This is a genomic window from Microvirga massiliensis, from assembly GCF_001006805.1.
GTDB classification, from domain to species: domain Bacteria; phylum Pseudomonadota; class Alphaproteobacteria; order Rhizobiales; family Beijerinckiaceae; genus Microvirga; species Microvirga massiliensis.
This window is the reverse complement of sequence record NZ_LN811353.1, coordinates 718,406-744,668: the sequence shown is the minus strand read 5'-3', so window position 1 is coordinate 744,668 and position 26,263 is coordinate 718,406. Positions and strand designations below refer to the sequence as shown.

The 26,263-nt window shown below is 63.4% G+C and carries 22 protein-coding genes and 5 pseudogenes; 7 read left to right on the top strand and 20 right to left on the bottom strand.

What is annotated here, in order from left to right; translation table 11 throughout:
* On the bottom strand, positions 1-758 hold a 758-nt coding region (locus BN1233_RS45965; protein ID WP_244470930.1), incomplete at its 3' end, for an IS5 family transposase.
* 577 nt (positions 759-1,335) lie between these two features.
* Here BN1233_RS45965 and BN1233_RS15985 point away from each other — a divergent pair.
* Positions 1,336-2,361 (top strand): hypothetical protein, encoded by a 1,026-nt coding sequence (locus tag BN1233_RS15985; RefSeq protein ID WP_147707292.1) that lies wholly within the window; start codon positions 1,336-1,338, stop codon positions 2,359-2,361.
* Between the two features lie 101 nt (positions 2,362-2,462).
* On the opposite strand, the gene BN1233_RS49140 is transcribed toward BN1233_RS15985, so the two are convergent.
* The 6 genes from BN1233_RS49140 to BN1233_RS15950 form a co-directional block, all read right to left on the bottom strand.
* On the bottom strand, positions 2,463-2,693 hold the full coding sequence (locus BN1233_RS49140) for an IS66 family transposase (protein ID WP_046864500.1): 231 nt from the start codon (positions 2,691-2,693) through the stop codon (positions 2,463-2,465).
* 320 nt (positions 2,694-3,013) lie between these two features.
* Positions 3,014-4,351, bottom strand: a complete 1,338-nt coding sequence (locus BN1233_RS15975) for an acetamidase/formamidase family protein (protein WP_052763806.1) — start codon at positions 4,349-4,351, stop codon at positions 3,014-3,016.
* A 622-nt stretch (positions 4,352-4,973) separates the two neighbouring features.
* Positions 4,974-5,450 carry a GNAT family N-acetyltransferase gene (locus tag BN1233_RS42955; RefSeq protein WP_048709281.1) on the bottom strand — a complete coding sequence of 159 codons (477 nt, stop codon included), beginning with the start codon at positions 5,448-5,450 and terminating at the stop codon, positions 4,974-4,976.
* Positions 5,451-5,523: 73 nt separating this feature from the next.
* Positions 5,524-6,426, bottom strand: coding sequence for a phosphatidylglycerol lysyltransferase domain-containing protein (locus tag BN1233_RS15960; RefSeq protein ID WP_147707290.1), 903 nt, complete (start codon positions 6,424-6,426; stop codon positions 5,524-5,526).
* An 89-nt stretch (positions 6,427-6,515) separates the two neighbouring features.
* Complete coding sequence (locus BN1233_RS45960; RefSeq protein ID WP_082145474.1) at positions 6,516-6,926, bottom strand: Fic/DOC family N-terminal domain-containing protein; 411 nt, start codon at positions 6,924-6,926, stop codon at positions 6,516-6,518.
* 112 nt (positions 6,927-7,038) lie between these two features.
* Complete coding sequence (locus BN1233_RS15950; RefSeq protein WP_046864496.1) at positions 7,039-7,563, bottom strand: DUF1993 domain-containing protein; 525 nt, start codon at positions 7,561-7,563, stop codon at positions 7,039-7,041.
* Positions 7,564-7,682: 119 nt separating this feature from the next.
* Between BN1233_RS15950 and BN1233_RS48385 the strand changes: the two are divergent.
* Both BN1233_RS48385 and BN1233_RS48380 read left to right on the top strand, forming a co-directional pair.
* Positions 7,683-7,781 (top strand): annotated as a pseudogene (locus BN1233_RS48385) (IS5/IS1182 family transposase); the annotation flags it as partial.
* Positions 7,767-7,868: pseudogene (locus BN1233_RS48380) on the top strand (IS5/IS1182 family transposase); the annotation flags it as partial. The pseudogenes BN1233_RS48385 and BN1233_RS48380, both read left to right, overlap by 15 nt.
* 310 nt (positions 7,869-8,178) lie before the next feature.
* On the opposite strand, the pseudogene BN1233_RS46945 reads toward BN1233_RS48380, so the two are convergent.
* Positions 8,179-8,313, bottom strand: a pseudogene (locus BN1233_RS46945) (IS6 family transposase); the annotation flags it as partial.
* 68 nt (positions 8,314-8,381) lie between these two features.
* Positions 8,382-8,546, bottom strand: a pseudogene (locus tag BN1233_RS46940) (IS6 family transposase); the annotation flags it as partial.
* A gap of 87 nt (positions 8,547-8,633) precedes the next feature.
* Here BN1233_RS46940 and BN1233_RS15945 point away from each other — a divergent pair.
* Positions 8,634-10,094 carry an MFS transporter gene (locus BN1233_RS15945; RefSeq protein ID WP_046864495.1) on the top strand — a complete coding sequence of 487 codons (1,461 nt, stop codon included), beginning with the start codon at positions 8,634-8,636 and terminating at the stop codon, positions 10,092-10,094.
* 54 nt (positions 10,095-10,148) lie between these two features.
* A pseudogene (locus BN1233_RS15940) lies at positions 10,149-11,308 on the top strand (M20 aminoacylase family protein).
* Positions 11,309-12,629: 1,321 nt separating this feature from the next.
* Here BN1233_RS15940 and BN1233_RS15930 read toward each other — a convergent pair.
* From BN1233_RS15930 to BN1233_RS15920, 3 genes are all read right to left on the bottom strand, one after another.
* Entirely contained in the window at positions 12,630-13,142 is a 513-nt protein-coding gene (locus BN1233_RS15930; RefSeq protein WP_046864493.1) for a c-type cytochrome, read from the bottom strand.
* Between the two features lie 1,014 nt (positions 13,143-14,156).
* Positions 14,157-14,531: a hypothetical protein gene (locus tag BN1233_RS15925; RefSeq protein ID WP_147707288.1), complete on the bottom strand. Its 375-nt coding sequence runs from the start codon at positions 14,529-14,531 to the stop codon at positions 14,157-14,159.
* Between the two features lie 241 nt (positions 14,532-14,772).
* Positions 14,773-14,985, bottom strand: a complete 213-nt coding sequence (locus BN1233_RS15920; protein WP_046864491.1) for a dodecin family protein — start codon at positions 14,983-14,985, stop codon at positions 14,773-14,775.
* 347 nt (positions 14,986-15,332) lie between these two features.
* On the opposite strand from BN1233_RS15920, the gene BN1233_RS15915 reads away from it, so the two are divergent.
* On the top strand, positions 15,333-15,734 hold the full coding sequence (locus tag BN1233_RS15915) for an HNH endonuclease signature motif containing protein (protein ID WP_147707286.1): 402 nt from the start codon (positions 15,333-15,335) through the stop codon (positions 15,732-15,734).
* A gap of 608 nt (positions 15,735-16,342) precedes the next feature.
* Here BN1233_RS15915 and BN1233_RS15910 read toward each other — a convergent pair.
* The 7 genes from BN1233_RS15910 to BN1233_RS15880 all read right to left on the bottom strand — a co-directional run bounded on the left by BN1233_RS15910 (position 16,343) and on the right by BN1233_RS15880 (position 24,014).
* Positions 16,343-16,531: a hypothetical protein gene (locus tag BN1233_RS15910; protein ID WP_046864489.1), complete on the bottom strand. Its 189-nt coding sequence runs from the start codon at positions 16,529-16,531 to the stop codon at positions 16,343-16,345.
* Between the two features lie 232 nt (positions 16,532-16,763).
* Positions 16,764-16,892 (bottom strand): hypothetical protein, encoded by a 129-nt coding sequence (locus BN1233_RS50545; protein ID WP_280139455.1) that lies wholly within the window; start codon positions 16,890-16,892, stop codon positions 16,764-16,766.
* A 321-nt stretch (positions 16,893-17,213) separates the two neighbouring features.
* Positions 17,214-17,594 carry an aminotransferase class V-fold PLP-dependent enzyme gene (locus BN1233_RS15900; protein WP_147707284.1) on the bottom strand — a complete coding sequence of 127 codons (381 nt, stop codon included), beginning with the start codon at positions 17,592-17,594 and terminating at the stop codon, positions 17,214-17,216.
* On the bottom strand, positions 17,591-18,217 hold the full coding sequence (locus BN1233_RS15895) for a pyridoxamine 5'-phosphate oxidase family protein (protein WP_046864486.1): 627 nt from the start codon (positions 18,215-18,217) through the stop codon (positions 17,591-17,593). The genes BN1233_RS15900 and BN1233_RS15895 overlap by 4 nt, the downstream gene beginning before the upstream one ends.
* 86 nt (positions 18,218-18,303) lie before the next feature.
* Positions 18,304-21,768: an SbcC/MukB-like Walker B domain-containing protein gene (locus tag BN1233_RS15890; RefSeq protein WP_046864485.1), complete on the bottom strand. Its 3,465-nt coding sequence runs from the start codon at positions 21,766-21,768 to the stop codon at positions 18,304-18,306.
* 112 nt (positions 21,769-21,880) lie between these two features.
* Positions 21,881-22,537: a DUF4194 domain-containing protein gene (locus BN1233_RS15885; protein ID WP_046864484.1), complete on the bottom strand. Its 657-nt coding sequence runs from the start codon at positions 22,535-22,537 to the stop codon at positions 21,881-21,883.
* Positions 22,518-24,014: a Wadjet anti-phage system protein JetA family protein gene (locus tag BN1233_RS15880; protein WP_048709278.1), complete on the bottom strand. Its 1,497-nt coding sequence runs from the start codon at positions 24,012-24,014 to the stop codon at positions 22,518-22,520. The genes BN1233_RS15885 and BN1233_RS15880 overlap by 20 nt, the downstream gene beginning before the upstream one ends.
* 339 nt (positions 24,015-24,353) lie before the next feature.
* Here BN1233_RS15880 and BN1233_RS15875 point away from each other — a divergent pair, with 339 nt between their 5' ends.
* Positions 24,354-25,499 (top strand): sensor histidine kinase, encoded by a 1,146-nt coding sequence (locus BN1233_RS15875; RefSeq protein WP_187144299.1) that lies wholly within the window; start codon positions 24,354-24,356, stop codon positions 25,497-25,499.
* Between the two features lie 526 nt (positions 25,500-26,025).
* On the opposite strand, the gene BN1233_RS15870 is transcribed toward BN1233_RS15875, so the two are convergent.
* Positions 26,026-26,263 (bottom strand): sigma factor-like helix-turn-helix DNA-binding protein (locus BN1233_RS15870; RefSeq protein WP_048709275.1); only part of this gene is annotated, 238 nt, incomplete at its 5' end.

The window sequence follows — 26,263 nt, the reverse complement described above, 5'->3', positions numbered from 1 at the left end:
CGCAACCAGATCATGGCGCATGCGAGGGCGATCATGGCGAGGAAGTTGCGGGCGGTTTTCTCGTAGCGTGTGGCGATGCGGCGGTACTGCTTGATCTTGTTGATGAAGCATTCGACCAGATGGCGCTCCTTGTAGAGGTGCTTGTCGTGCGCAATCGCCTGCGAGCGTGCGGGGTGGGAGGGGATCACGGCCCGGCCGCCCTGCGCGACCACAAAGGCGCGGAACCGATCGGCGTCAAAGGCGGTGTCGCCGATCACGAACTCGGGCTCAAAGCCCGCCATCAGTGCCTCGGCCTGGGTCGCCTCGTGGGTTTGGCCGGGCGTGAGGCGCAGGCGCACCGGATTGCCGAGCGCGTCAACGGCGATGTGCAGCTTGGTCGTCAGGCCGCCGCGCGAACGGCCGATCGCCTGAGCGTGAGACCCCCCTTTTGACCGGCGGCATGCTGGTGGGCGCGCACGATGGTGGCGTCGATGATGAGATATTCGAAGTCGGGATCCTCCACGAGTGCCTCGAACAGACGCTCCCAGACCCCCGCGGCGGACCAGCGATCGAAGCGCCGCCAGACCGTGTTCCAGGGCCCGAACTCCCGAGGCAGATCGCGCCAGGTCGCGCCAGGGCGCGCCCGTGCGGGCCATCCACAGCACCGCATCGACGAACAGACGGTTGTCCTTCCCGGTCTGGCCGCGATCGCCCGCTTTGCCGGGCACCAGATCGGCAAGGCGCGCCCACTGCGCATCCGTCAAGGTCCTGCGGCTCACGGCGGCCTCCCTCCGAGAGACCCCCTTGAATCACAGCACGCCTAAACCCCAAACCCTTAATGTCCACGCGCCCTAGCCCATCTTCAAACCCTGAGAGCAACACCTACGACCAGCTAATCAATGGCCCTATCCACTGGTTCTCAGACTGGCCGACAGGCGATGTGCCTCGGTCAGGCGCAGTGGTCTACACAATCTGGAACCGAGAAGGCTCCTTCATCTACGTCGGCATGTCAGGACGGAGTTTCTCAGGAGGAGCCGAGGGCAACGGGAAGGCTGGCCCTTGGGGCAGGCTCAATAGCCATGCAAGCGGAAGGCGGAGTGGCGATCAGTTCTGTGTCTACGTGCTGACCGCCTTGTCCTCCCCACCCTTCACAACCGTATTCCAGACATAGCTGACGGCTCACTCTCACTGGATGTTGCCACCCGCGACTACATCAGGACGAACTTGGGGTTCAGGTGGCTCACGATGGAGAGCGGCAAGGCTGCGTTTGAACTGGAACGGAGGCTGCAGAAGGGGAGGCAGCGTGTGGCAAGCCGTTGTTAAACCCGCTCTACCCCGGCAGCAGCCTTTACCAAAGTGAACAATAATAAACGGATCCAAGGCCAAAGTCTGCGCAAGAGAAAGGGACACTGCGGCAAAGGCAGCAGAACCGCAAGAGCAGATCACGGGAGCGTCGGATTGAAAATCCGCATTGGAGCAGGAATGTACGGCCTCACAAGACTTATACTCGCATCAACCGCTTTTGTTGAGATCTCAGAACAGGAATATGTCAGATTTAAATCTGCCAAAAAAGTGCTTAATAATATAGTCGCCATAGAAGAAAAATATGACACCGCTATAGAGAATTATCGCGAACTCGAAGAGGAGCTGGCAAATGTCACGTTTGATTATATGCTATATGAGCGAGAGCCGAACTTTATATTTACGACAGGGAATACAATCAACAGGAGAATCGTAAACGTACTAACATCGTTCAGACTTTACAATGACCATACAGAGCATCATTTTTCTTCCTTATTCGGCAAGGCATCCTCTCAGTTTCAAGTGTTAGAAGATATTAAGTCTAAGCAGTACGACTCGTTTATTGAATATCGTGTAATGGAGGCGCTGAGAAACTATGTGCAGCATAGAGGATACCCTCTCATTGGATACTCAGTGGGAAGCAAATGGATTGGTTCTGACGCTGATAAGAGGAGCGAACATAGAGTCGTTCTCACGCTTGATACAGATGAGCTGAGACAAGACGGTGTATTTAAGCGGAAAGTACTAGATGAAATAATGGCCGTAGGAGAGGATCCGGATCTTAAGCTGTGTATCAGGAAATATGTGGAGTGCTTATCAGACATACACGGTGTCGTTAGATCGCTCACCACAGCTGAGACAGCAATCGCTGACCAAGCGATGATAGATGCTTTGTCAACTTATGAGAACGCGGCCGGCGAAGATCCTGACAATGCCATATATGCCATTGCTAAGGATGAAACTGGGCGGATTGTAGAGAAAATCAGCCTTCACTTACAGCAAACTGATTACCGCAAACTTTATGAGTTCAAGAATAAGGCGCTTGTAAATCTTGCAAAGCGCGTTGTCACATCGAAGTAGCATCTAAGCACGCAGCCCAGTCAAGAACCTCCTCGCCCCCATTAGGGACGTTATCGCGCAGTATCGATCTTGGATGATCACTCTAAAAATCAGACACAAGCTCACCCAGAAAAGTCTAAACCTGACTTAATCGTTGCCATTTCAGCGAGATCCTCGAGCGCGAGTTCGAGTTGTTCGAGACGGACGCTGCGCTCGGCGGAGGAGCCGAAGCGGGCGCGCTTGAGCCGGGCGATCTCGAGCCGCAAGCTCGCCTCTTCCTGATGCGCCGCCCGCTCCGCGGGAATCGTCGCATGGGCGCTGACCAGATCCTGAGGGAGCCCGTCGGTGGTCACAGCGGCGCATGAACACATTTGCCCGCAACTGCAAGGCATGGTCGTCAGCCCGCCGCATATTGCAAGTCTCCTCCATTACTAAAGGGTAATGGCTTTTACTAAAGGGTAATGGCTTTTCGTTTTGCTTAAGAGGTGCAACTTAAGGCTTCGACCGTGTCGCTTGCGAATGTCGCAGGAACATCAAGGGTACGAGGATCAGGTCAGCGCCGGTCTTTACGCTTCCAAAAGCCCCACGCCTCGCGCACCTAATCCGGCCGGGCGCGTGGCATCTGCGACGGCCGGGTAAACCCGGCCATCGCGGCTGAAGACAGCTTCCCCGCTTACTGAACCTTGTCGGCTTGTTCCGCCGTGCGCTCGGGAACACGCACGGCCGATGTCTCGGCGAAGTCGTTCTTGCGCACGAGGGCGTGCACACCCTTCGTGCGGTCGACGACCTGGGAGACCGAATAGTCGGTCGCGGCGCTCATATAGGCGAGCGCGGTGGCTCGATCGACGTTGAGCTTCTCCGACAGGAATTTGACGGCCTGCCGCACGGCGTCCTTCATGGCCTCGTCGAGATCCTCGTTCAGGCCGATCGGAATCCAGAACGTCTCGGTCTCGCCGAACGGCTTCGTCATAGCCGTCTTGAAGGGAAGACGCGGGTCACCCGGCTTCAGCACGGTCAGGCGGAAGGTGCCGCGCTGGGCCTGCTCCAGTGCCGTGAGCGCGACCTCGCCGTCGCCCTGCGAGTTGTGGGGATCGCCGACATAGAAGAGCGCGCCCTTCACCTGGATCGGCAGATAGAGCTTGGACCCGATCCCGAGCTTGGCGATGTCGAGGTTGCCGCCATGGGCGTCCGGCGGCACCGAATGGATCTGGGCGCTCGAATTCGGGGCGATGCCCATGATGCCCATGAAGGGATGGACCGGGAACCAGATCTCTTCCTGGTTCCGGTTGTGCAGGACGCCGTACCACTGGTTGTGGATCTTCCGCACCGGCGTGAAGATCGACACGTTCCGGTAAAGCTCGGGTTTTTCGGGGCTGGCGTTCGGGTCGGGCTTGTCGGTCTCCGGGAATTCGCCCACGAGCGCGCCCTTGCCGTGCCGGTTCGAGATGACGCCGTAGGGCACGCGCGGCTGCAGCTTTAAGGTTTCGACGAGAAGCACGTCGCCGGGTTCGGCGCCCTCGATCGCGATCGGCCCCGTCACGATGTGCGGGCCGGCCTTGACGAAGTCGTGCTCGATCCCGGCCGCCGCGATCGCCACGGCATCCTTGAGGACGTGCTCCTCACCGACCCCGTAGCCGCCGAAATACTTCACGGGGTTGCGCCCCTGATCCTCGAGAATGCCCTCATGCGAGACGGTATCGAAGACGACGACGCTGCCGGAGGGAACGGTCAGAACAGGCTTCGAATCGCGGTTCGGGAGATAGCCCCAGGTCACGGTTTCGGGCGTGGACGGGACATAGGAGGCGCGCCCGTAATCCTGGGTCTCGATGTGCCCCGGCTTATCGGCCACTGCCTGGAGCACCTGGTAATCCCCCTTGAACTCTCCGGTGACCTTGGCGGGCGCGACCGGAGGCTCACGCGCGGGAGCGGAACTGACTTGTGCGGCGGCGGTGCCGGCCATGAGCATGAACGCAAGGGCCGGCAGGGTGCGGGTGAAGGTCCTGCTTGTCACGATTTCTCCTCCCTGGTTCGCATGCGAACCCGGAGAGATTGCTCGACAGCTTGGCCATGGGCAAGGGCGAACCGGCGGAAACCAGGCCGGAGGCGTTACGGCTTTTGGCTGGGTGGCGGCGTCGGCGGACGGGCGGCGTCTCTCAAGCGGCTTTATGCCAGTCACTCCGTCCAGCCGCCCTACGACGCCGCGCGGTCGTAGAGAGGGTCGCGGAATCAGCGCACACACCATGCTCGCTCGGTAGCCGTGCGGCGAGATCGGGCAAGGTGATGTCGGGCCTGGCCTCGACGGTGGCAATCAGGAAGACCCGTGAGTGGCTGGCTTGCCGGAGCCGGCGGGCGCTGCAGCAGCTTGATCGCACAGCTGTCGCTGAGCCCAAGGTGTCGCGCCGCGGCCCGGCAGGAGTCCCCGCCTCGACAAACGCCGTGATCCGCACGCGCAGATCCAGCGAACAGCAGTGAAACATGACCCACCTCCCTCACGGGAAGGGAATCACAGCCCGCCCCACGCCGGAACCTCTCGAGTCACACTTGCCGTCCGGGACTCCAATACGCCACGAACACTTCGCCGCGGTTTCCATCATCGCGGCTCATCGGAAAATCACACGCGATGGATCCGTGCATCATTGGAGAGGCTTCTCAAAGTAGTGGAGCTCCGGCTTTCGGGGATGTGGCCCGACGTCGTACCAGCCCCGTCGGCGATAGAAGCGCAGAGCGCGGATGTTCGACAGGGAGGCCCTCAGGCGAGCATGGGTAAAGCCCTTATCGCGCAGAGACTGACAGGCGAAGGTGTCCAGCTCATCCCCGAGCGAGCGTCCTCGGGCCTGTTCGATCAGGTAATATTGAGCCACGTAGCCAATGGTTGGATCGGGTTTATAGGTGCCGAGGACCACCATTCCGACAGGGGTCTCGCCCTCGTAGGCCAGCATCGCCTTCCGCCCCCGCTGAAGCCAAGGCACATAGCGCTCACCGTCTCGCCCGAACATGCGCTCGAAGCGGCGATGGTCACCAAAGCTGCAGAGGGCCTCGTCTCGGGCAAATGCCGTCACAAGCTTGCCGTCCCGATCAGGGTTGAACGCGCGAAACGAGAGCTTGCCCATCCTGTCCTCCGCCCAGTCCTTAAAGGCTCTTCGGATCAAACACGCCGTCTCGACCGGGGCAGGCCTCCGCTGCTCATCGCTCCCGGGCGCTGAAGACTCCGTGCATCTCCATCGGCCTGAACCGCTGCTTCAGCAGGCGCAGCCCGGGCTGCCCGGAATCATGCGCGTCGTTGAAGTGGATGAGGTCAGGGAATCCGGCCATGAGGCGGTGGCGCAGGAGATACGCAAGCCCCCGGAAGCTATGGTCGCTGATACAAAGAAAGGTGCATCCCATGGTGGAGGTGATCGGACCCGCGAAGGCAAAGCCGCGCACCGCTCCGTCGACTTCGACCACCAACCCGTCGAGCAAGGAGGGCAGGAAACGCGCGGCCGCCCTCAGGCATGCGACCGTGTTGCCATACCCCTCGACCTGCATGCCATTGGCGATGAGCCGCTCCCTCCAGCCCTCCACCAGGGCGAGGCAGGCGGCTTGATCCGCACTCGTGTAGGATCGCGTCTCGACTAGCCCCTGCCTGAGGGCGCTCGATAGCTCTTGCCGCAGTCTTTTGAAGCCCGACCCCTCCCGTGCCATGACCGCCGCGCGGTCGAAGATGAACTCTTCCCATTTGTGGGAGATCTCCAAGCCTTCCCGCGCGATCCGCAGCGCATCGTCCTCCTGCATGAAGATGATGCGGCCCGCGCGATTGCCATTGAAGTCCCGCATGCGCTGCAGGGCGTGCTGCAGCGCCGCCGGGTCGAAGGGAAGCGGCGGAAAATACAGGTTCATCCGCGAACCGACCTCGCGCCGGCGGACCTGGTAAACCACGATCGACCCGGCGTGGCGCTCCCAGCGCAACCGATGCGCCTTCTCTCCGTAGAAATGCAGTCGGGGGAAGTAATAGAACGCCGACTTGACCCGCGCGTGCTCCGCCGCTGCAAGGAAGGCGTCAGCGTCCTTGGCCTCCACAGACGCAAGATCTGCCAACTCGATCGCCATTTCCGCCATCTGAAATCGAGAGCAATCCTGGTGAGCCGGTTCCACGTTCGGTCGAAGAAAGGGCGTTATCGTGATTCCCAATACACTTTTTAAGGCCTGCCGCGCTCCACTGTCGAGCCATTCCTCCTGCTTTCCTTGGATGCAGGCCGGAGATGTGGAGCGGAGCGGACATTCGCCGCGCAGCGCCGCATCCCATGATCGATCGCAGCGACATGTTTCGAGACCTCGGTGACGTCGTCGATCGGGACCTGAGGAAGTTCGTCGTTCTCGAACAGGAGCAGATCCGGCAAGGACGATTGCATTCCTTCGATCTGCGAAGATAGCAGCGCCTCCTTGCGGACGTACATGAACAGGAAGAGCGGAGTCGATGGCAGGATGGTGGTCACTTCGTCCAGCCGTCCTACGGCGTTGGGCGCGGCCGTAGAGAGGCAGGAATCGTCGACATCGATGGGAGGGACGAGTGGCAAGGATGAAGGCACGCACCCGCGGACAGCCGACATCTTCCCGCATGTGTCGTTCGACCGATGTCCATACCAGGTCGTGAACTCATAAAAGGCGGGTGGTTGCGGTGTCCGAGTGGCGACGGTCGTTTTGCCGAGACCAAATTTCGGCTCAGAATGAACTGGTGCGCAGCCGACCCTCGTAATCACGTTTACCGAGCGGCACGCCTCGCGAGCGCAGGATGTTGTATGCGGTGACGGCGTGGAAATGGAAGTTTGGCAGAGAGAAAGAGAGAATGAAGGTCTCGGACGTGAAAGCAAGCCGTCGCGGGCCGATCTGGAGGTCCAGGTGCTTGCCCGCGCAGTCGTTAATCTCTTCGGGGACGAACGCCTCCAGCGCCGTTTCTGCCTTGCCGATCATCGCCTGCAGGTCACTGAAGGGAACAGGTCCGACCAACGCGGGAGGGGTGAACGCGCCGGTCTTGAGAGCCTCGACCCCCCACACGGAATGATGCCATGCCGCTTCGATCTGAAAATGAAATGGTGCCATGTCGTCGAAGAGGCGGGAGTTGACGAAATTATCGGGATCGACACCGGTGTTTGAAAAGTGGGTGGCCGCACGGTCGAGAAAGCCTCCGACGGATCTTACGGTTTGCAGGAAGGTCGGCACGCTGAGGTCGTAGAGTGATGTCCGCATTACCTTCCTCTCTCGAGCAATTTGAATCATAGTAAGCATGTGGCGTGATGGCCACAACTACAAGGAAAGCGCGGTCATAGGCTGGCGGTACTGCCCATTGGGTGGAACCCTGATTCAGCATCGGCACGAGCCGATACGATCTGACCGACTTCGAGTGGCGCGTTATCGAGCCGCTGCTGCCCAACAAGCCGCGAGGCGTGCCGCGCGTCGCTACCCGCTACGACAAGCTCGCCGCCAACTCCCTCGCCATGATCCAACTCGCCTCGATGCGGCAGTGGCTCCGAGCTTATGAGTCTACGGCCTAATCACCCGTTCAGCGCCTGCGCGCACGACTCTGCGGATCCAGAGTTGTAAACTCCTTCTCCCGTTGCGGACTGAAGTTGCCTCTCGATCGTCGCCGCCGAGGAGCAAGCACATCGCTCTCGCCGTCGGGGCACTGCCGGAGACCGGCCCGGCGGGGCGCTATCCGCTCCTGGCGGATTGGCGGCCGGTGAAGCCGCTCAAGGCACGCGAGCCTTGACCCGAGACTGAAGGACAGAGACCAGCGCCGCGTCGTGCACAGCCTCCGTGACGGCGGCAGGACCGGGGCTCCGGTGTCGTGCTCCGGACGACCCTCAATCCCAGGGGTGGCGAGCATCTCCTGGACTATCGGAGATTGAGCGGAAACCGGAAGTAGAGCCAGACAGCATGGCCGATGACTTCTGCCGGGACGCGGTGGCGACCGTAGCGAGGATGACGGGTCGATTCCATCCTCACGAATGCCAGCATTCAGCGACCCTTGGGCCAAGCCGACGGTGCCCGTCCACGTGCCATCTTCAGCTGACGGCTCGTTTGCCCCGATCGAACTGCTCCAGCAGGAGTGGGGCGTCGTGAACAGTACAGCGATGGACTGCAGCTTGACCGATGGAGATGGCGCGTTCCGTCATCGTCATTTCAAGATCTCGCAGGATCACAGTACGATCGAAATAATGGCCTTTGACCATCGTGCGCCTCCGAAGCCTGCCGGAGGTGTAGACCGAACTCAGTTACGGAAGAATTTGCCGCAGACCCCCGGATACAGGGAGGCATTCATGAACCAAGCGACAGAAGCTTACCGTGGCAATGACCGGCTCCTGTCCGGGATCATCCTGGGCGTACTGGCATTTTGGCTGTTTGCCCAGACGACGCTGAACATCGCGCCCGCCATGGCCGCCGACCTGCAGGTCGGTCAGTCGCTCATGAATATTGCCGTGTCGATCACGGCGCTTTTTTCGGGGATCTTCATTGTCGTCATCGGCGGTCTCGCCGACAGGGTCGGCCGCGTCAGGATTCTAATGCTGGGCTTTGTTTTCTCAATCGTCGGCTCGCTGCTGGTCGGGCTGGCGCCATCCGGGGCAATGGGCGGCACGTTCCTGATGCTGGGCCGGATCTGCCAGGGCCTGTCAGGAGCATTTGTCATGCCATCCTCGTTGGCGCTGGTGAAGGCGTATTGGGACGGCGCGGAACGCCAGCGCGCGATCTCGCTGTGGTCGATGGGGTCTTGGGGAGGCTCGGGCTTTGCGGCCCTGTTTGGCGGGCTGATGGCCGAGAACGTCGGCTGGCGCTGGATCTTCATCATTGCCGCCATCGTCTCGCTGGTCGGCATGCTGATGGTGCGTGGTACGCCCGAAAGCAAGGCGCCTCCGAAAGAGGGGTATGAATTCGACCTTGCGGGCGTGCTCACATTCATGGTCACCATGGTTGCGCTGCAGGTTTTCGCGACGCAGGGCGCCGTGTTCGGCTGGACCAGCCTTGCCTCGCTGGGTCTGCTGGCCGCAGCCCTGGTCTTTGGCTTTTCCTTCTACTGGATCGAAAGCGACAACCCGAACGCTTTCGTGCAGTTTCGCCTGTTCCGGAACCTGACCTATACCGGGGCCACGATCTCGAATCTGTTGCTGAATGCGACGGCAGGGATCGTCATGGTCGCAATGCTGCTGCTGCAAGAGGGTGGCGCGATGACGGCGCAAAAGGCCGGCCTGCTGACCATTGGCTACGCCATCACGATTCTCGCGTTCATCCGCGTCGGTGAAAAGCTGCTTCAACGCTTTGGCCCGCGCAAGCCGATGCTGTGGGGCAGCTATATCGTCGGTTTGTCGATCATTCTCCTGATGCCGACCAATCTGATGCTGGGTACATATACGGTACTGGCTGTGATCGCCTTCTCGCTCTTTGGGCTTGGTCTCGCATTCTATGCCACGCCCTCGACCGATGCTGCGCTGTCGAACCTGCCCGCAGATCAGGCGGGATCTGGCTCGGGCATCTACAAGATGGCGTCGTCTCTGGGAGCGTCCTTTGGCGTGGCCATCTCGTCCACGATCTATACCGCGATTGCCGGCCATAACGAGGCCGTTCGCTGGATCGAGGGCGTGATCACGTTCGAAGGCAGGCAGGAGAACCTGGCTTCGCGCGAGGCGGCGTTCTTTGCGCTGCTGGCAAATCTGGTGATGTTGGTGACCGCGATCGTTTCGGTCCTGATCACTATACCTAAAGGCAAAACTGCCGAGCACGGCTGACCTCGTCCTGCCAGTGACGATATCGGAGCGGACAGCTCAATCAGGAGATGCAACATGAATGCAATCGTCAAAGAGCTGGAACAAGATACCGCCCCGATGAAAGAATGGTTCGAGCATATGCATCGCAATCCCGAATTGTCGATGCAGGAAGCCAGGACAGCCGAATACATTGCAGAACAACTGCGCGGCTTCGGTGTCTATGAGATCGCGACCGGTGTCGGCAAGCACGGGATCGTGGCTACGCTGAAAGTCGGGAATGGCGACAAGGCGATCGGCCTGCGGGCCGATTTCGACGCACTGCCCATCGAGGAACAGAACGATCTTCCCTATAAATCGACCGTCGAAGGCGTGTCACATCTGTGCGGCCATGACGGCCATACCGCCATGCTGCTCGGGCCGCCAGATATCTGGCCAGGACCCAAAACTTCAACGGCACCGTCCGGCTGATCTTTCAGCCCGGTGAGGAAACCATGGAGGGTGGCCCGGCGATGATCAATGATGGGCTGTTCGAACGTTTCCCCGTCAATGCCGTTTTTGGCATGCACAACATCCCCGGTCTCGAGAAAGGAAAATTCTACTTCCACCCCGGCGAGATGATGGCGGCCGTCGATAATTGGGAGGTCGAGATTGTCGGCAAGGGCGGCCACGGCGGCATCCCCGAACTGACGATCGACCCCGTCGTGGCCGGTTCGTCCGTGGTGATGGCGATCCAGAGTATTGTCTCGCGCAACGTGGCGCCGGCGCATCGTGCCGTGGTGACCATCGGCGCGTTTCTGGCCGGCAATGCGGGCAATGTCGTCGCGAGCCACGCCATCCTGCGCCTGTCGGTCCGCACCACCACACCTGAAGACCGCGAGATGGTTTTAGGCAATATCCGCCGCATCGTCGACCATCAGGCAGAATCCTTCGGATGCACTTCGGGCATCCGCGAGGGCGTTCCCGGTGCAGTGCTGGTCAACGATGCCAGCGAAACCGAGAAAGCTGCCCGGATCGCACAGGATGCCTTTGGCGAGGATCAGGTGATCTATCCCGGACCGTCATTCCTTGCATCCGAAGACTTTGCTTTCATGCTGCAAAAGAAGAAGGGGACTTACTGTTTTCTGGGCACCGGTCCGGGCAAGATGGTTCACCACCCCGAATATTCCTTCAACCAGGACATCCTGCCCGTGGGGGCAGCCTATTGGGCAGCGCTGACAGAAGGCTATCTGCGTTGAGATACCTTTCGAGAACGCTGGGAACACGCTCCGTGTTTCAGGCTCGAGATGTGATCACCAAGGCACTGGTGACTTCACCCGCACCTCACAGCATCGGACCCAAAAGTGGGTTGCACTTTTGGGTCCGATGCTTCGATCCTCGAGCGGCGCATCGTTCGACGCGCTAGCGCGCCAAGCGGTATATCGGCGAGCGCGAGGTGGAGGGACTGCATGGCAGGTTCACCTTCGAGGACGATTGTCCGCACCAGATCCGGGCTGGGGGCGGGATCGGCATCATGCCCTTCGTCGTCCGCATGAAGCAGTCCCCGGGAGCGGGAGGCGGAGCCGGAAGGCTTCCGGCCATAGGAGATCCACCTGTTCCACGTGACGGCAGATGACAGCGAGGAGGCCATCGCCAAGCTGCAGGCCGACACTGCGGCCGCGGGCGTCCACCGGAGATGCGGCGGTTATGAGGAAGGGTTTCATGTCGAACAACCCTGTCATGCCCCGTGCAAGGAACGTTCTTCAATATAGACGGTTGTCTCTATGCGGAGGCCCTGGAACCCCGCACTTCCCCTTGTGCACGCCTCCGTAGCCTCAGCCCCGTTCAGACCAATGGAACGGGGCTTTTTCGCGCCATTCGCTGGTTTGTGTGCTCGACCGCAGATCAAAGGGCGGCCCGCCTTCGCGTGTGCCGCCCCTACGCTATACCGGTCATTGCCCCAGAGGCATCTTCTACTTAGAAGCTCCACGACGCAATTAGGACTTTCGTGCGACGAGGCGTCCAAAAGAACTCCGGCGCGCAGCCAGGGACAAAGCGGCTTCTCCCTTCGCTTCTGCTCGTGGCCGGAAGTATTGAAACACTGGCGTGGACCATAATCGTTTTCGGGAGGCTGCTCGCGCTGCCCCACTCGCTCCGGCGCCGGATAACCGCACCGTCACCCCAGACATTCGGGATCGACGCCATGGCTGAGATGGAGCGGGCGAGGCATTAGCGCCTAACCTTGGATCCAGGCCGCCGGCCTCGTGTCGAGCATGCCGTCTGCTTCGACGACGGGATCGGTGCCTCCGTTGGACGACCGGTCCGGGGCATCTCGGGCGCAACCGAAGTTCGATCGGATGCTTTGGAAAGCCAAGCAGAGAATCACAACCTTCCGCAACGTCAACCGACTCTTAACTTGATCGGGACAATCTGAAATCGGGTTGGGCTCCTCTCCTGGCCTGCTGTCTCCCAACAGCCAACCCCGCTCGGTCTCAGGCCGGGCGGGGCCCACCAGGACCATTCGATTCTCGGCCGTCCATCCCGGCCACGGCACTGAATGCCGTTTTCGTCGGACCCACCCTACTGAGCCGCAGCGGCTGCGGTTTCGCCCGGTGGCATGATCCGGAACATGAAGGTCGAAACCTTTTCCCCGGGTCCGAACGGATCGGGAACCTGGTGGCTGACCGGGTTCAAACTTTGGAGGAAAGCCGCAATCGCCATGGCATCGTCCGCTGTGAGTTGCGCTAAAGCGTGCCAAGGCATGATCGGCGCCAGAATGCGGCCGTCCGGCCGTTGGCCAGTCTGTATCGCCGTCACGATCTGCTCCCGGGTCCAGGTACCGATGCCGGTCTCTTTGTCGGGCGTGATGTTGGGACCGACAAAGACACCTTTACCCGGAATCTCGAAGCCTACATCCGAGCCGCCGAGAAAGCGCGACATGTCGGGCTTCCCGAGAAAGTATCCCGGCGTGTGGCAGTCGTTGCAGCCGCCGAATGTGACGAGATACTTGCCGCGCATGATCTGTGGATCGTCGGCCATGGCCGTGGACGCGACGACCGACGCGGTCAAGAGTGCAAGAGCAATCCGCAACATGGCTTTCCCCCCTGGCTTTGCTTGTTTGTCCCTCGCCGTACGCATAGGGACAAGGACGTTTATCACATGGTCAAGCTGCCTTCTACGCTCGCGGCCAGTTAGAGCCTACATAGCCGAAGCTTACCGTCTTCTCTCCACTCTCCACGGATGCTTACGCGGATCAACCGCAACGGCCGGTTTGGGTCGAGGTGTGTGAGAACGCGAAACTACAACCTGATCCCGAAACCTTTCCGATTACCAGCGGAATCCGCGCTGGTTCGGCTCCAAACGTCCGAGCAGCGCAACTCGTCCGGATTATTCTTCTCCGCTGGCTTGGAGACCACGCGTTTTCACACGGCCTCGGTCAAAGTGCGATGTCGGGCGGACGTCGTGACAGTCCGCTTTCATGTCTACCGAGACCTTTAGCGCACCTAACCTACCGAGGCGCCGATCCGGCTGGTGGACCTCAAAGAAAAAGGCCGCGCCCAGCTCTACGGCTGGTTCGCGGCCTCAACCCGTGTCTGCCCCCGCATTCCGGGAAATCATCAAAAAACGACGCAGCACCAGAGACGCAAAACGATTTGTTGTTATGGGCGCTCGATAATCGGGTCGGCCCGATGCAGCAATTACGGTGTTCTACGGAGCGCCGGCGACACCGTCGTAGTTCCGCGCGCCCCCACGATCCAAGCAGGCATCGATCTCAAGGAAGCGCGTCACGCTGCCCGGGCCCACGGCCACAACCGTGATCGGCACGACAAGCACACCGAGGATCCAAACCCAGCGCTTCGAGGCGGCTCGTCACAGCCAGACAAGCGTCTGCCGCGGACAAATGGCGCCGGAAGGGTTTCCGCCCACTTACGGTGGGTATTGCCGTGACGACGATCCGCGAGTTCCGCCAAGCCGGCGCCGAAAACCTCGGGATCCGCTGCGCCTGCTGCAGCAGAACAAGGCGCCAAGGGCGGCCGTATGACTGGCTCTCGTCGGTGCGAACTACGACCGGTGTGACGAGGGCTCCTCTGGTGTTGCGAAGCCAGTCTACTTCGGTGCAGCAGGGGGAGGACCGCCCTGGGTGCCGGGCTGAGCGCTCACGCCCGGCGCGCCTGCTGCGGGAGCCGCCTCCTTGGCCTGCTCACCTGCCGCTGCTGCCCCGGGGGCCTGCGGAGGAGGTCCGCCCTCTGTGCCGGGCGCGGCCGTCACGCCCGGGGCCCCGGCCGCCGTTGCTCCCCCCTTGGCCTGTTCGCCCACGGATTGTGCCGGGCTTGCAGGGCCCTGCTTCTGGATGGCCGTGCTCGGCGCCACAGCGCCCCCGGCCGCCGGACCCGTGGTGGTCCCCTGCTGGGCCATCGCCGACGACCCGACCAGGACGAAGACGGCTGCGGCCGCTCCTGACATATAGCTGCGCATGTTCATCGATCCCTCCTCGGGAAGCATCAGACCCGTTCACCCTCCGAGAGAAGCTATCGAGCCAACGCTACGGATCAGGGCACGTTCCGCGGTTCTGTTCGCAGTGGATTACCATGCTCTCCGCCGGCCGCTTTGGGCCGAGCGGCCGCGGCGGTCGCGCGTCTCCGCCGGTGCCTCGACGGGGCTCGGCGGTCAGGCCCGGCTTGCGGCGTGACGCGTCAAATAACCCGAGCGAATCCGTTCAGGCTTAGCCTCTGCCCTCTTCGAGTTCGAACGAGATTTTCACGATGACCTGGAATTGGGTCACCTTGTCGTTCTCGACGATGGCTTCGAATTCCTTCGCCCAGACCGAGCGGATGCCCCGCAGCGTGCTCGAGGCCCGTTCCACAGCTTGGCGGATGGCATCCTCATAGCTGTTCGGGGATCGCGCGGAGAGTTCGAGAAACTTCACGACCGACATGATTTCCTCCCTGGCTCGAAGAAAGGCCCCGCCTGTGGGGCGAGGCCTTGGATGTGCGAGACCCTACCTGCGGGGCAAGGCCTCTGACGGCGCGAAGGCTCCACCTGCGGGGCGAGGCCTTGGATGCCAGCGGAAGGCTCCACCTGCGGGGCGAGGCCTACCGTAGCGCGCCGAGACACGAGGGCAACGGCCGGACTCGCGGGCAGTTCCGGGTCTCCCCACACCGCCTTTCGGTGATGTTGGCTAGTCCTTTTGTTCGAAAGCATGCCTCAGCAGCCGATACCTCGGCGGCCAGACCCAACTTGCAACAAGAAGTATCTTGGCCACAGTCGACTCTCGGGCGATGCATGAACGAGATTGTCACCGCGCCTGTCCCCCGGCGACAGGGAGAGGCGCAAAGGGTTGCGCGAGCAGCATACCCGTTCCGGTGCTGCGTTGTTTGCGGGCTCCAGATCCCAACCTGTTTGACCGTGGCCCACCTCGACCACGCAGCGGGGAACAATGATCCGGACAATCTCGCCTATCTCTGCCAGACCCATCACTGGATGTATGACGCCGGGCTGTATCCGCTCGAGGCGATCAAGATGCTGCGGGCGCACTGGCAGCAGACCCAGGGCAAAGCCTCCCACGCGGCGCGCATGAAGGATGCAGGCCCGCGAGCGGCTGCGACCCGCAAGCGTCGGGCGGCAGCCCGCAAGGCGTGGGCGGCGCGACGGCAGTCGACCGACGAGGGACCTACAGTGGACTGACGCGATCAGCCTTCAGCCCATGACCCCGATCCGCGATCTCCGCTAGGCCGGCGCCGGGGGCCTCAAGACCCGGGGCCTTGGACGCAGAAAGCCCCGCCCGGCTGGTGCCGAACGGGGCTTCCTGTCCTGAGGCGGGCCATCACTCCCGCCAACAATCACCGTCTCCTGTGATCGTATGTAGAACGTGCAGCCAGCCGCCGGAGTTCCGCAGAGATCCGGCGAATTCCCCTCCGAAGATGGCCTACATCGCCTCTTTGGCTTTTTGGCCTATCTCCGCCCGACCGCTTGGCCGGGTGCTGTGTGTTTTCCAGCCGACAGACGCTTAGCGCATCGTGCGGAAAAGTGGGCCCGCTTTTCCGCACGATGCGCCGCTCGAGGATCGAAGCATCGGATTGGTCCCAAAAGTGAAACCCACCTTTGGACCCGATGCTGTAGCCCAGCGAGGCGCAATCTGGACGCGGATCCGTTGCACGGCGGAGCACGGATCCAACCCTGACCTTCCCGCTCGGTCATCTCCCATGCCGAGCGGGTTTCTTTTACGCTCGTCTGCGGCCGTTGGCTGCCTGCCCCGGAGCATCCATTGCAGGCTGCGGGCCGGTGGCAAACGCTCAGAGGCTCTTGTGCTCGGCAACGCAGCGCAGGCGGGTGCCGGCCTGGGTGAAGTCCGCCCAAGTTCCAGTTTGCGGATCGAAGACACGCCAGTCGCCGTCGCATTTTCGTTGGACCTTGAGCGGCCGAACCGCCTTGCCGAACCGGTGTTCGAACGCACGAAAGAGGCGACGCTGCAGTTCTGTCATGCCATCTGCTCTCCCGAGGCAAGCCGTCATGCCGGCATACGGGTCAGAGTTACAGAGAAAGGGCCCTGCCAGGGGAGGAAGCTGGCAGGGCCACAAGTTGAGACTGTAACGGTGGAAACCAGCCTCGACGCCACCTCTACCGGGAGCGACCGCCGTCCCGCTTTCACCCAGGTGAAGCGTGGCTACAGTTTTCGATCACGCGTGGACTTGGAGCGTCACGCCGGGACCTCTCCTACTTTCGGGGATCGCGGCGCTTGGGAGAGAACGGGTAGACGGGCCGCTCGAGCAGCTTGCGAGACGCACCGATGAGGCGCTCCGTTTCTTCGATGGTTTTCTGCGTCAGCTTTAGCGACAACTGCACCGCGCGCTCATGGCTGCTCGGCGGGCGGGCGCGGCGGTCACTGTCCGATCGGCTCATATTCCAGCATAAGCCGATCCATCCGGAACAGTCGTTCACGCAGGTTACAGCCCAACCAGCTATGACGGCATTCAGCTGGGCGCGCGCCTCACGCTTCACTCGAGCAGGCGAAAGGCCCCGCTTCAAGACGGAACCATATCGGCGCGGGAGCCTCTCGCGCTCGAGCCGCGCACGCGTGGCGATGCGCCGTTCGAGGCATCGGCCGCGCAACACGCCGATCTCGTTTCTGGCTCCTTCCGCACTCCGGACGAGCACCCGTTGGCTTCATGCAGGCATTTGGCTGATAGAGGCGGCTGCCTCACCGGCCAACCATTCCCGGCCAAGGGCGACGAGGGGGAGCCCGTGGGATGTATTCTGAATATAGGCGATGCTCTGCGGCGACGAACCAGCCAGTTTTGCGGCGAGTGCACGGCCGCGATCGAAGTATGGCTGCGCGATCGCCTTGGATTTGCGCAATTGCTCCGAAACGATGGTATCGAACTTCTGGCTTGCCAGCTGCACGCATCTCGACGGCGGCGACACCGACGCGTTGTCGACATAGATTCCATTCCTGAGGAACGGGATATCCTTTCGCGCGTCAGTTAGCTTCTGATCGTCCATCGCGTCGCAACCCTCATCTTCCGGCCTCTCGGCCGCCTTGCTCAATACAGGGTCGCGCGCACGCGCTCGGGCAGGGCGCGATCATAGTCGTCACCGCCGACGCGATTGCCGCTGGCGGCTGCCAGCATCTGCCCAGCGGTCGGCAGCGAGCCGCGGGGCATGTGCCGTTCCGGGTTCCACAGATCGGAGCGCACGATGGCCCGCGAGCACTGAAAGAACACGGCTCCCACGTGGACCACGAGCACGGATTTCGGTGGCTTGCCGTCGATGCTGAAGCTGTCCAGCAGGTCGGGCACCGCGGAGATCGCGGCCTGCCCGTTGACACGCAGGGTCTCGCCCATCCCAGGGACCAGGAACAACAGTGCGACACGCGGGTCGCGCACGATGTTCCGCAGGGAGTCGATCCGGTTGTTGCCGCGCCTGTCCGGGATGAGCAGGGTTCTGTCGTCCACCACCCGGACGAAGCCCGGGACGTCGCCGCGCGGCGAGCAGTCGAGGCCCTCCGGTCCGCTCGTCGCAAGCACCAGGAAGGGGGCCGCCTCGATCCAGGCCCGGTATTCGGGGATGAGCCGGTCCGTCTCCTTCACCCGGGAGGCCTCGCCGACCTCGCCGTAGAGCGTCTCGAGTTCTGCGAGGGTGGTGACGGTCGTCGGAGACGGTGCGTGCATGAGGTCCGGTTCCAGATCGGAAAATGCCTACCACGCCCCGAGGGCGGGATCTCACGCCATCACACGCTTCCCCGACACCGGTGTGACTACTCCGCCGCGATCTGCCGGAATCCCTCGATCCCAACGTGATCGGGGTTGATCCTGGCGAGTTCGCGCTTGGCGAGCGAGCCGGGGAACTCCGCATCCACGTAGACCGAGTTCCCGTCGAGCGACTTGTTCACGAGGATGATGGTATCGAGCACCTCCGTGAAGGTCGCGCGCTTGTCCTCCGGGCCCGCGATCATGAGCTGGAGGCCCATGTCGCTGAAGAAGGTGAGCAGGGCCTGCGTGTTCGGAACATCGAGCTTGTTGAAGGCCTCGTCGAACAGGGCGAGGCCCATCCCCTTCGGACGGCCACGCGACAGGCCCGGGAAGTAGGCGGAGGCAAGCGAAGCCGCGATCGCTACGTAGAAGGGGGCCTGCGCCTCGCCGCCCGAGCCCTTGACGGCCCGGCTCGACATGGTGGTCCGGCCGCCGTTCCGGTCGGTCATGATGATCTCGAAGGTGAAGTAGTTGCGGTAGTCCGCGAGCAGGGCCGTGTCCTCCGCCCCCTCGATCATCCCCTCGAGCTCGGCCACGGCCGCCGACACATCCTCGTCCGCGAGGCCGGAGGTCAGCACCTCGCCGCTCGTCTCCGCGCTGCCGCCGACCCGCATGGCGAGGTCGTGCAGCCGGGCATAGCGCTGGTTCACCGCCGCCGTGAACGAGTAGACCTGCCCCGTGAAGCGGTGGCGGGCGAGCAGCCGGTTGAGCGTGTCGAGGCGGTCGTGAACCTTCCCGAGCTTCTCGGCCAGCCGGGCGAGCAGGTCCTCCTTGAGCATCCGGCGCATCTCGGCGGCAGCCCACGAGCAGGCCTCGCGATGGTGCCGCAGCTCGTTGCCCTCGAGCCGGGCCTGCTCGCCGATGGCCCAGGCATAGCCGACGGTCATGGTGTCCGGGCCGATCTCCGGGATGTCCGCTCCCCAAGCGGAGCCGTACTCGGTCAGGTCGCGCAGGGCGCCGACCTGCTCGCGGCGGGCCTCGGCCTCGACGTTGCCGAGGATCGCCTTGCGCTCGTTGCGGAACGAGGCGAGCCACGCCTTCGGATCCTTGCGCGTCGCCTCCTGCCGGGCGACCTCCTGCCGGAATGCCTTGCAGGTGCCCAGGGCATCGGGCTCGTCCACCTCCGCGTCGAGGCGCAGGATGCGCTGGACCTCGTCGGCACTCAGCGACCTCCATGCTTTCCGGCGGGCGGCCACAGCCTGCCGCAGGGCATTGCGGGCAACCTCGTTCTTCGCGCGGGCCTCGGCCACTTGGCCCTGGAGTTCCTCCACCTTTGGCTCGATCTCCTCCGCGACCTCGCGGGCATAGGCCTCGCGCTCGGCCTCGAGCCCCTCAATCTCGGTGAGGAGGGCGTTGCCCGCTCCTGCCTCGACCGCCTTTCGGTCGCGCAGGAGTGCTTCGCTCCTGATCCGCGACGAGACGAGGGCGTGCTCGAGGTCGAACGGCCCCATGCCGGACCGGATGGTCTCGATGGCGAGCGGGATGATGCGGGCGGCCTCCCTGAGAAGGCGGACCTCGTTGCGCATCTCGGCCAGACGGGTGCGCTTCGGAGCGAGGGCGTCACGCAATGCCTCGCCCGAGCGATCGCGGGCGGTCCTGCCGAGGATCAGCTCCCTCAGGCTGCGCTGCACAGATAGTCCCATGCCCGATGCGGTCTTGCCGTTGCGCATCACCCCGCGGTCGAGCCGGTCGAGATCGGCTTCGGTATCGGCCTTCATGAAGGCGCCGATCCGGACGTTGAGAAACGCAAGCGCGTGCGGATTTTCGGACGTGATCGCCTCGATGATGCTCCCGCGTGGGCGGGGATCGACGGAGCGCGTTTGCGTCGTCTTTACGAGCGTGCAGCCCGCATAGACGTCGCGGTCCCGCCACATCAGGTCGAAGACCTCGTTGAGCCGCGCGGGATCGACGATGATCGCCTCGCGGCCGCGCCCCAGCAGGGCCTCGACGGCGTACTGCCAATCCTCCTCGACCACCTCGACCACGTCGCAGAGCGGGACGGGATCGATCCCCCTGCGCGCGAGGGCATCGAGAAGCCGCATGGCCTCGCGGGACAGGGCCGCGCCGCCGCTGCTGCTGCGGGCGAGCGACTGCTCCATCTCCTCGACCTCACGCTGGAGGCTGCGCATCTCCTCGGCGAGGGCGTCGGCCCGCTCGAGGAGCCGGGTGTCCCAGCCGTCGAGCTCGAGGATGGCATCGATGAGTTCCTGGAGCCGATCGCCCCTGCCGCGGATCGCCTCGACCGGGGGCTGCCCCTCCCGCATGATGGACATTGCCTCGCGGGCGGCCTCGACGGCTCGGGAATGGCGCGGGGCCATGAAGGGCGAGAGCGGCGCCAGGCGCGCGATCGCGGCCACGGTCTCGCGCAGCCTGGTCCAGCGGGCCTCGCCCTCCCGCGCGTCGCGCTCGGCCACGGAGGTCTCGATCTCGATCTGCCGGATGCGGGCGGACGCGTCGTCGGACTGGAGGAGCGCCCGGCGCGACCGGATCTCGGCATCCCAGTCCCGGATCCACTGACGCCGGCTGGCGAGGATGGCCCGCTCGGCCGCCAGCTCCTCCGAGCGGCGGACGAGGACGGCAGAGGTCGAGACCACGTCGTGGGCGATCCGGCGCGCCTCCGCGGCGGCCGACATGAAGCGCGCAGCCTCCACCTTGACCCGGGCGCGGCCCCAGTTCCGGAAGCGGTCGGACAGGCGCGTCACCCGGCGGAGCCGGGATTCAATCTCCGCGATGGTGCGCTCCAGCTCGTGCCAGGTGTCGATCGAGGTGCGCACGCGAGCGATGTCGAGCGGGTCCGGCTCGAGGATGAACTCGCGCACGAACACCGTCGGATCGAAGATCGGCTTGAAGGCGTGGGCGTTCGCGAAGGCCCGGAGGAAATGCCGGGCGTTCGGGGGCTGCCCCGGCCCGCGCATGGCCGCGAGCATGTCGGCCGTGAACCGTTCGGCCGAGGAGCGATATTCCTCGAAGCCGGGATGGCGGGCGCGCAGGTTCGCCGCGATCTCCGACCACGGGGCGAGATAGGACCGCAAGCCGTCGCGCCGGCGGGCCTCCTCGACTGAGTAGGCGTGTCCCGGGAGGATGAAGCGGGAAAGCACCTCCTCGCGGGAATCTCCTTGCCGGGCCGACAGGGCGACGCCCACCGTGATGGGCTCGTTCGTCTCCTCGTCCCGGAACACCAGGGCAAGCACGGTCTCGCAGCTCGTCCGCAGCGGCTTGCCGCCCTCGGAGGGATCGCGGGTCATGCCTAAGCAGTATTCGAGGACGGTCCGGGTCGACTTGCCGCTCGCGCTCGGGTTGAGAGTCAGACGGTTCTGGTTGGCGCCCGTAATGACGGTCTGGATCGCGTCCTGGATCGAGGACTTGCCGGCACCCGTCGGACCCACGAGGGCAGTCGCGCCCTCGACCTCGATGTCCTTGGCGTCGATCAGGTACCAGTTCTGGAGGCAGATCCGGGTCAGGAGGTGCATGGGGTGGTCTCCCGGAGGGCTGCGGAGGGCTGCCCTGCATGGTTCGGATGCGGTCGCCGCTGCGAACCCTCGAAGTTCATGGAAAGGGGTATCGGACGTCGTGAAGGGACGGTCATGCCGCCTCCGCCTCGGCGCTGCCGCCCGGCGACGCGGCCCAGTTCAGCAGGTCCTCGAGGTAGCTGTCCGGTACCAGCACGGCGACGCCGGGGAGGACCGTCAGGGGGGATACCTTCTCGATCCGGTCCCTCTGCCCGATCCGGACGGCCCCCTGCCTCTGGAACATCCGTAGGATGTCGAGGAGGCGGCCTTCCTCGGGAGGGTCGACCTGCGTGACCGCCCTGATGCGGTCGACGAGGTCGCCTGTGGTCGTCTCCAGCACGCCGTCGCCGATGTCCCGGCTCCCGATCGCCTCCTCCCAGAGGAGACGAAGAGCCAGGAGCACGAGCGTCTCGTCCTTGTGAAGCCGCTCGTAGACGGCGTCGTAGCGGGTGTCCTCCCGCGGCACTGAGAGGGCGACCATCTGGTCGCGCGGGGAAACGATCAAACGGTAGCCGAGCGTCCCGAAGAAGCGCTCGAAGAACGAGGCATAGGCCCTGACGATCTCATACGTCCGGCCGAGGCCGGGCGTGGACGCGTAGAGGCATTGCCGGGTCAGCATGACCTGGAGGGCGCGGCGCATCTCCTCCGCGTTCGGCTTGCGTCCCTGGATGGCGCCTCCGGGCCACTCGCCGTCGACGATCTCCCGGAACTCATCGATTTCGAGGTTCATCGGCCTTGGCCTCCTTTCGCCGGATCACGAAGTCCTGGCAGGTGATCCACGCGTTGCTGACGCGCCCGTCGAGCAGCTCGATCTCGAACTGGCGGGCAATGGCGCCGTCGAAGATCGAGCCGATCTCGCGCAGGCGCTGGAACGAGACGAAGTCCTCCACCGTCTCGATCCTGATCTCCGACCCGCGGACCGATCCCTTCCGGCCGAGGGCAGCGTCGAGGAAGGCGGACAGCCCCTGCGGAGTGACCCGTGTCGTCCGGACATAGTCCGCCTTCGCCATCGCGTAGGCATCGAGGGCAGGATCGCGCAGCTCCTCGCGCACCACCGCCGGCGGGATCGGCGCCCGCTCGCGGCGCGGCGTCGGAATATGAGAGGGGCCGATAGGCAATCTCCGGGGCAGAAGAGCCGTCCGCACGGGAATTCCGTCGTGCGGGTCCGGCGCTCCGGCGACCGCCCGCAGGGCCTCAGCCAGCTTCGACTCGGACCTGCCGCCGACCCGGTCCATGGAGCGGGCCGTGTTCATGACCTGCTTCTCGATGCGGGCCGCCGTGGCATCGATGGTGGCGAGGTGCCGTTCCGTGGCCTCGAAGATGTCGATGATCCCGGCGAGCTCGCGCAGGACCGTCTCCTCGCCGGCCTTGAGGTTCGGGGCACGACCCTCGCGCTGATAGGCCTCCGCAAGGGCCAGCACCGTCAGGGGATCACCGCTCATGGAATGGGCCTGACGGATGATCGCCGACCGGAACCGGAACGGGTTGTTCTTGGTGTGCAGCGTCTTGAAGTCGGCGCTCAGGTGGCGCTCGACGAAGCCCTCGAAGAAGTGCCGGATGACCTCACGCGGCGAGTGCTGCCGCAGGATGCGCTCCTCGATCTTGCGCAGCGACACCGAGACCACACGCATGTGGGCCATGAAGTCCTGGGCACCGTTCAGGGCATTCCTGACGTTCTCGGAGCGCTCGACGGGATTGGCTGCGGCGTTCTCGAGCGCACTCAACACGCCAAGCACGGCGCCCCCGTAGGAGCGGGTCTCGCCGCGCGCGATCCGCGCCAGAACGTGCAGGAGTCCGCTCGCGTCAGGATCGAGGTCGACGAGCCGGATGTACCTGTCCCGATGCTCGAGAAGCCATCCGGTGTCGAGGAGGCGCTGGTAAATGATGCGGGCGCGATCCTCGATCGATGTTGCCGGGGCCTCCCCGTCATCGGCTCCCGCACGGCCATTAGCAGCTTCCCACCGGACGATGAAATCGGCGATCTCCCGCAGGACCTCCGTCCGGCGTGGTGCGTCGGCAGCAAACCCGAACGTCCTCTCATGCAGGTGGAGGAGGAGGTCGGCCGTCAGCCTGCGCGTCGGGGACGCGAGCGGCTTGAACAGGTCGGGCGGCAGGGTGTCGAAGAGCGCCGTGCGTCCACTCTCGGTCTGTCGGATTCGGGGAGTACGGACGAATTCCCCGAAGTTGGATGGCGGCGTGGTTAACATCGCGTGAATGCGTTTTGCAACGCTCGAGGGGGGACGGAACCGTCCATGCCAAAGGGGGGAGTTAGTATCGCAAAGCGGTGTCGCGTTCAAGAACAAAACGAGAACAAATCGTTGTCTCGCCACACTGCAAGGACGTGGCCGTCCTGCCGCCACGTGCCGGATCGCGTGCAGCCAGCCTGACTTACTCCACCGGTTCGGCGACGGCCTGAATTGTCTCCGGGAGTAAAATCCTGGGCGCTGCAACAGCTTAGGTGAAAGGCGCTGCAACAGCTTAGGTGAAACCGCCGCAATCTTGCGCCGTTCCCACCTTCATCCGTGAGCAGACCGGCGTTACGCACCGTGGACGATACAGGCCCCAGTTGGAACGAGAAGCGGCTTGCGGCGCTGCGGAGCTATAGCATTCTCGACACCCCGCCCGAGCCCGAGTTCGACGATCTCGTGCGTCTGGCTGCACGGGCGTGTCACGCCCCGGTTGCCCTCATCACCCTGGTCGAGGAGCGCCGACAATGGTTCAAGGCCGAGACGGGCTTGGGCTTCCGCGAGACGCCTCTCGACCACTCCATCTGCGCCCAGGCTATTCTCCAGCCGGGCCTGACGGTCGTGCACGACCTCGCGGCCGACCCGCGCTTCAACACCAACCCGCTGGTTACCGCAGAGCCGCGCCTGCGCTTCTACGCCGGGGTGGTGCTGGAGACCCCAAGTGGCCTGCCCTTGGGCACTCTCTGTGTTCTCGACTATGTTGCGCGCGATCTGAGCGAGGAGGAGGCGCTCACCCTCACGATGCTCGCCCGGCAGGTCATGTCGCAACTGGAGTTGCGGCGGGCGATCGCTGAGCGCGACGAGGCCCTCGCCACCAACCACCGCGTCGAGCAGCGGCAAATACTTCTCGTCCGGGAATTGCACCACCGGGTGCGCAATACCCTCGCGACCGTCCAGGCGCTGGTCGGGGCGACGGCCCGGACGACCAAAAATGTCGAGGCATTCTACCGTGCGTTCTCGGCCCGGCTCGCTTCGCTGGCCAAGACCCAAACCCTGCTGACCGAGGATTACTGGCAGACTGCTTCCTTGCGCGAGATGTTGCTGAACGAGCTTCGGCCGTTCGTGGAGGCCAGGAACCAACCCTTTGTCTTGAATGGCCCATCCATTGAATTGTCCGCTGATCTTGCGATCCCGGTCGGCATGGCCCTTCACGAGCTTACCGCGAACGCGGCGCAGTTCGGCGCGCTCTCGGTTCCACAAGGCCGGGTGGAGGTCATCTGGGATGTGATCCGGGTTGAGGGTGTGCGCACGCTCCGCCTGGACTGGGCAGAGCGCGACGGCCCGCCGGTTGAGCCGCCCCGCCAAACCGGGTTCGGCACGACCCTGATGCGACAGGTGCTCACGGTTCAGTGCAGGGCGGAGGTGCAGATCGACTACGATCCAGCGGGCCTGCGGTTTCGGCTGGAGAGCCCCCTGATCGAGCACCGCTTGGTGCCGCCCTATTAGCCGTTTTGATCGAACGGAGGGGCGAACTGTGAAGGCAACACCAGCGTCCGGCTGAGCATGGCAAATCGCATTGCTGGATGGCAGACGAGCGTTGCTGGACGTAATTTCGCATCGGTCGGGAAGATGTGGTAATCTCTCCGTCCGCGCGCACCCGTCCTGAGCCCCTCGTCAGGCGGAAAATCTCGATTGTGAAGCTGCTCTCTTGCAGTAACGGAGCGCCTTCAGGATCATTGGCATTGTAACTCGTTGCCGGTGCTCGCACCCGCAACTCCTGCTCCAGTTGTTCTGGAGCCATGTGATCGGGGGCTTCGTGCCAGCGCGAGCAGTCGCACAAGTCATTGATCCATTCGCTAAGTTTGTCGCCCGTCCTGTGCAATCCAAGCGCTTGGGCCCGGGTTTGAAACCCGGGAAAGGACACCCAGTCACCTGTGCCAACCCGGTCCAGCGGTGCACCGCCGGGCCGAACACCAGCGTGCGGCGGATGAACTCGAGCCAAGCCATCAGGCGAACTTGACTTGAGGTCATTTCACACGTCAGGCAAAGCGGCTTTCGTCACGCGATCCGCTCCGATGTCCTCCGGGTCTGTGATCCCGAGCAGTTCCACGAGGTGGCGACGCGCCCGGTTCACACGGCTCTTGATCGTACCGGGGGCTGTTCGACAGACGTGCGATGCCTCCTCGTAGCTGAAACCGCTTGCGATCAGCAGAACGGCTTCACGCTGCTCGACCGGGAGCATCAGGAGCGCGGCCCAGAGATCGTCTAGC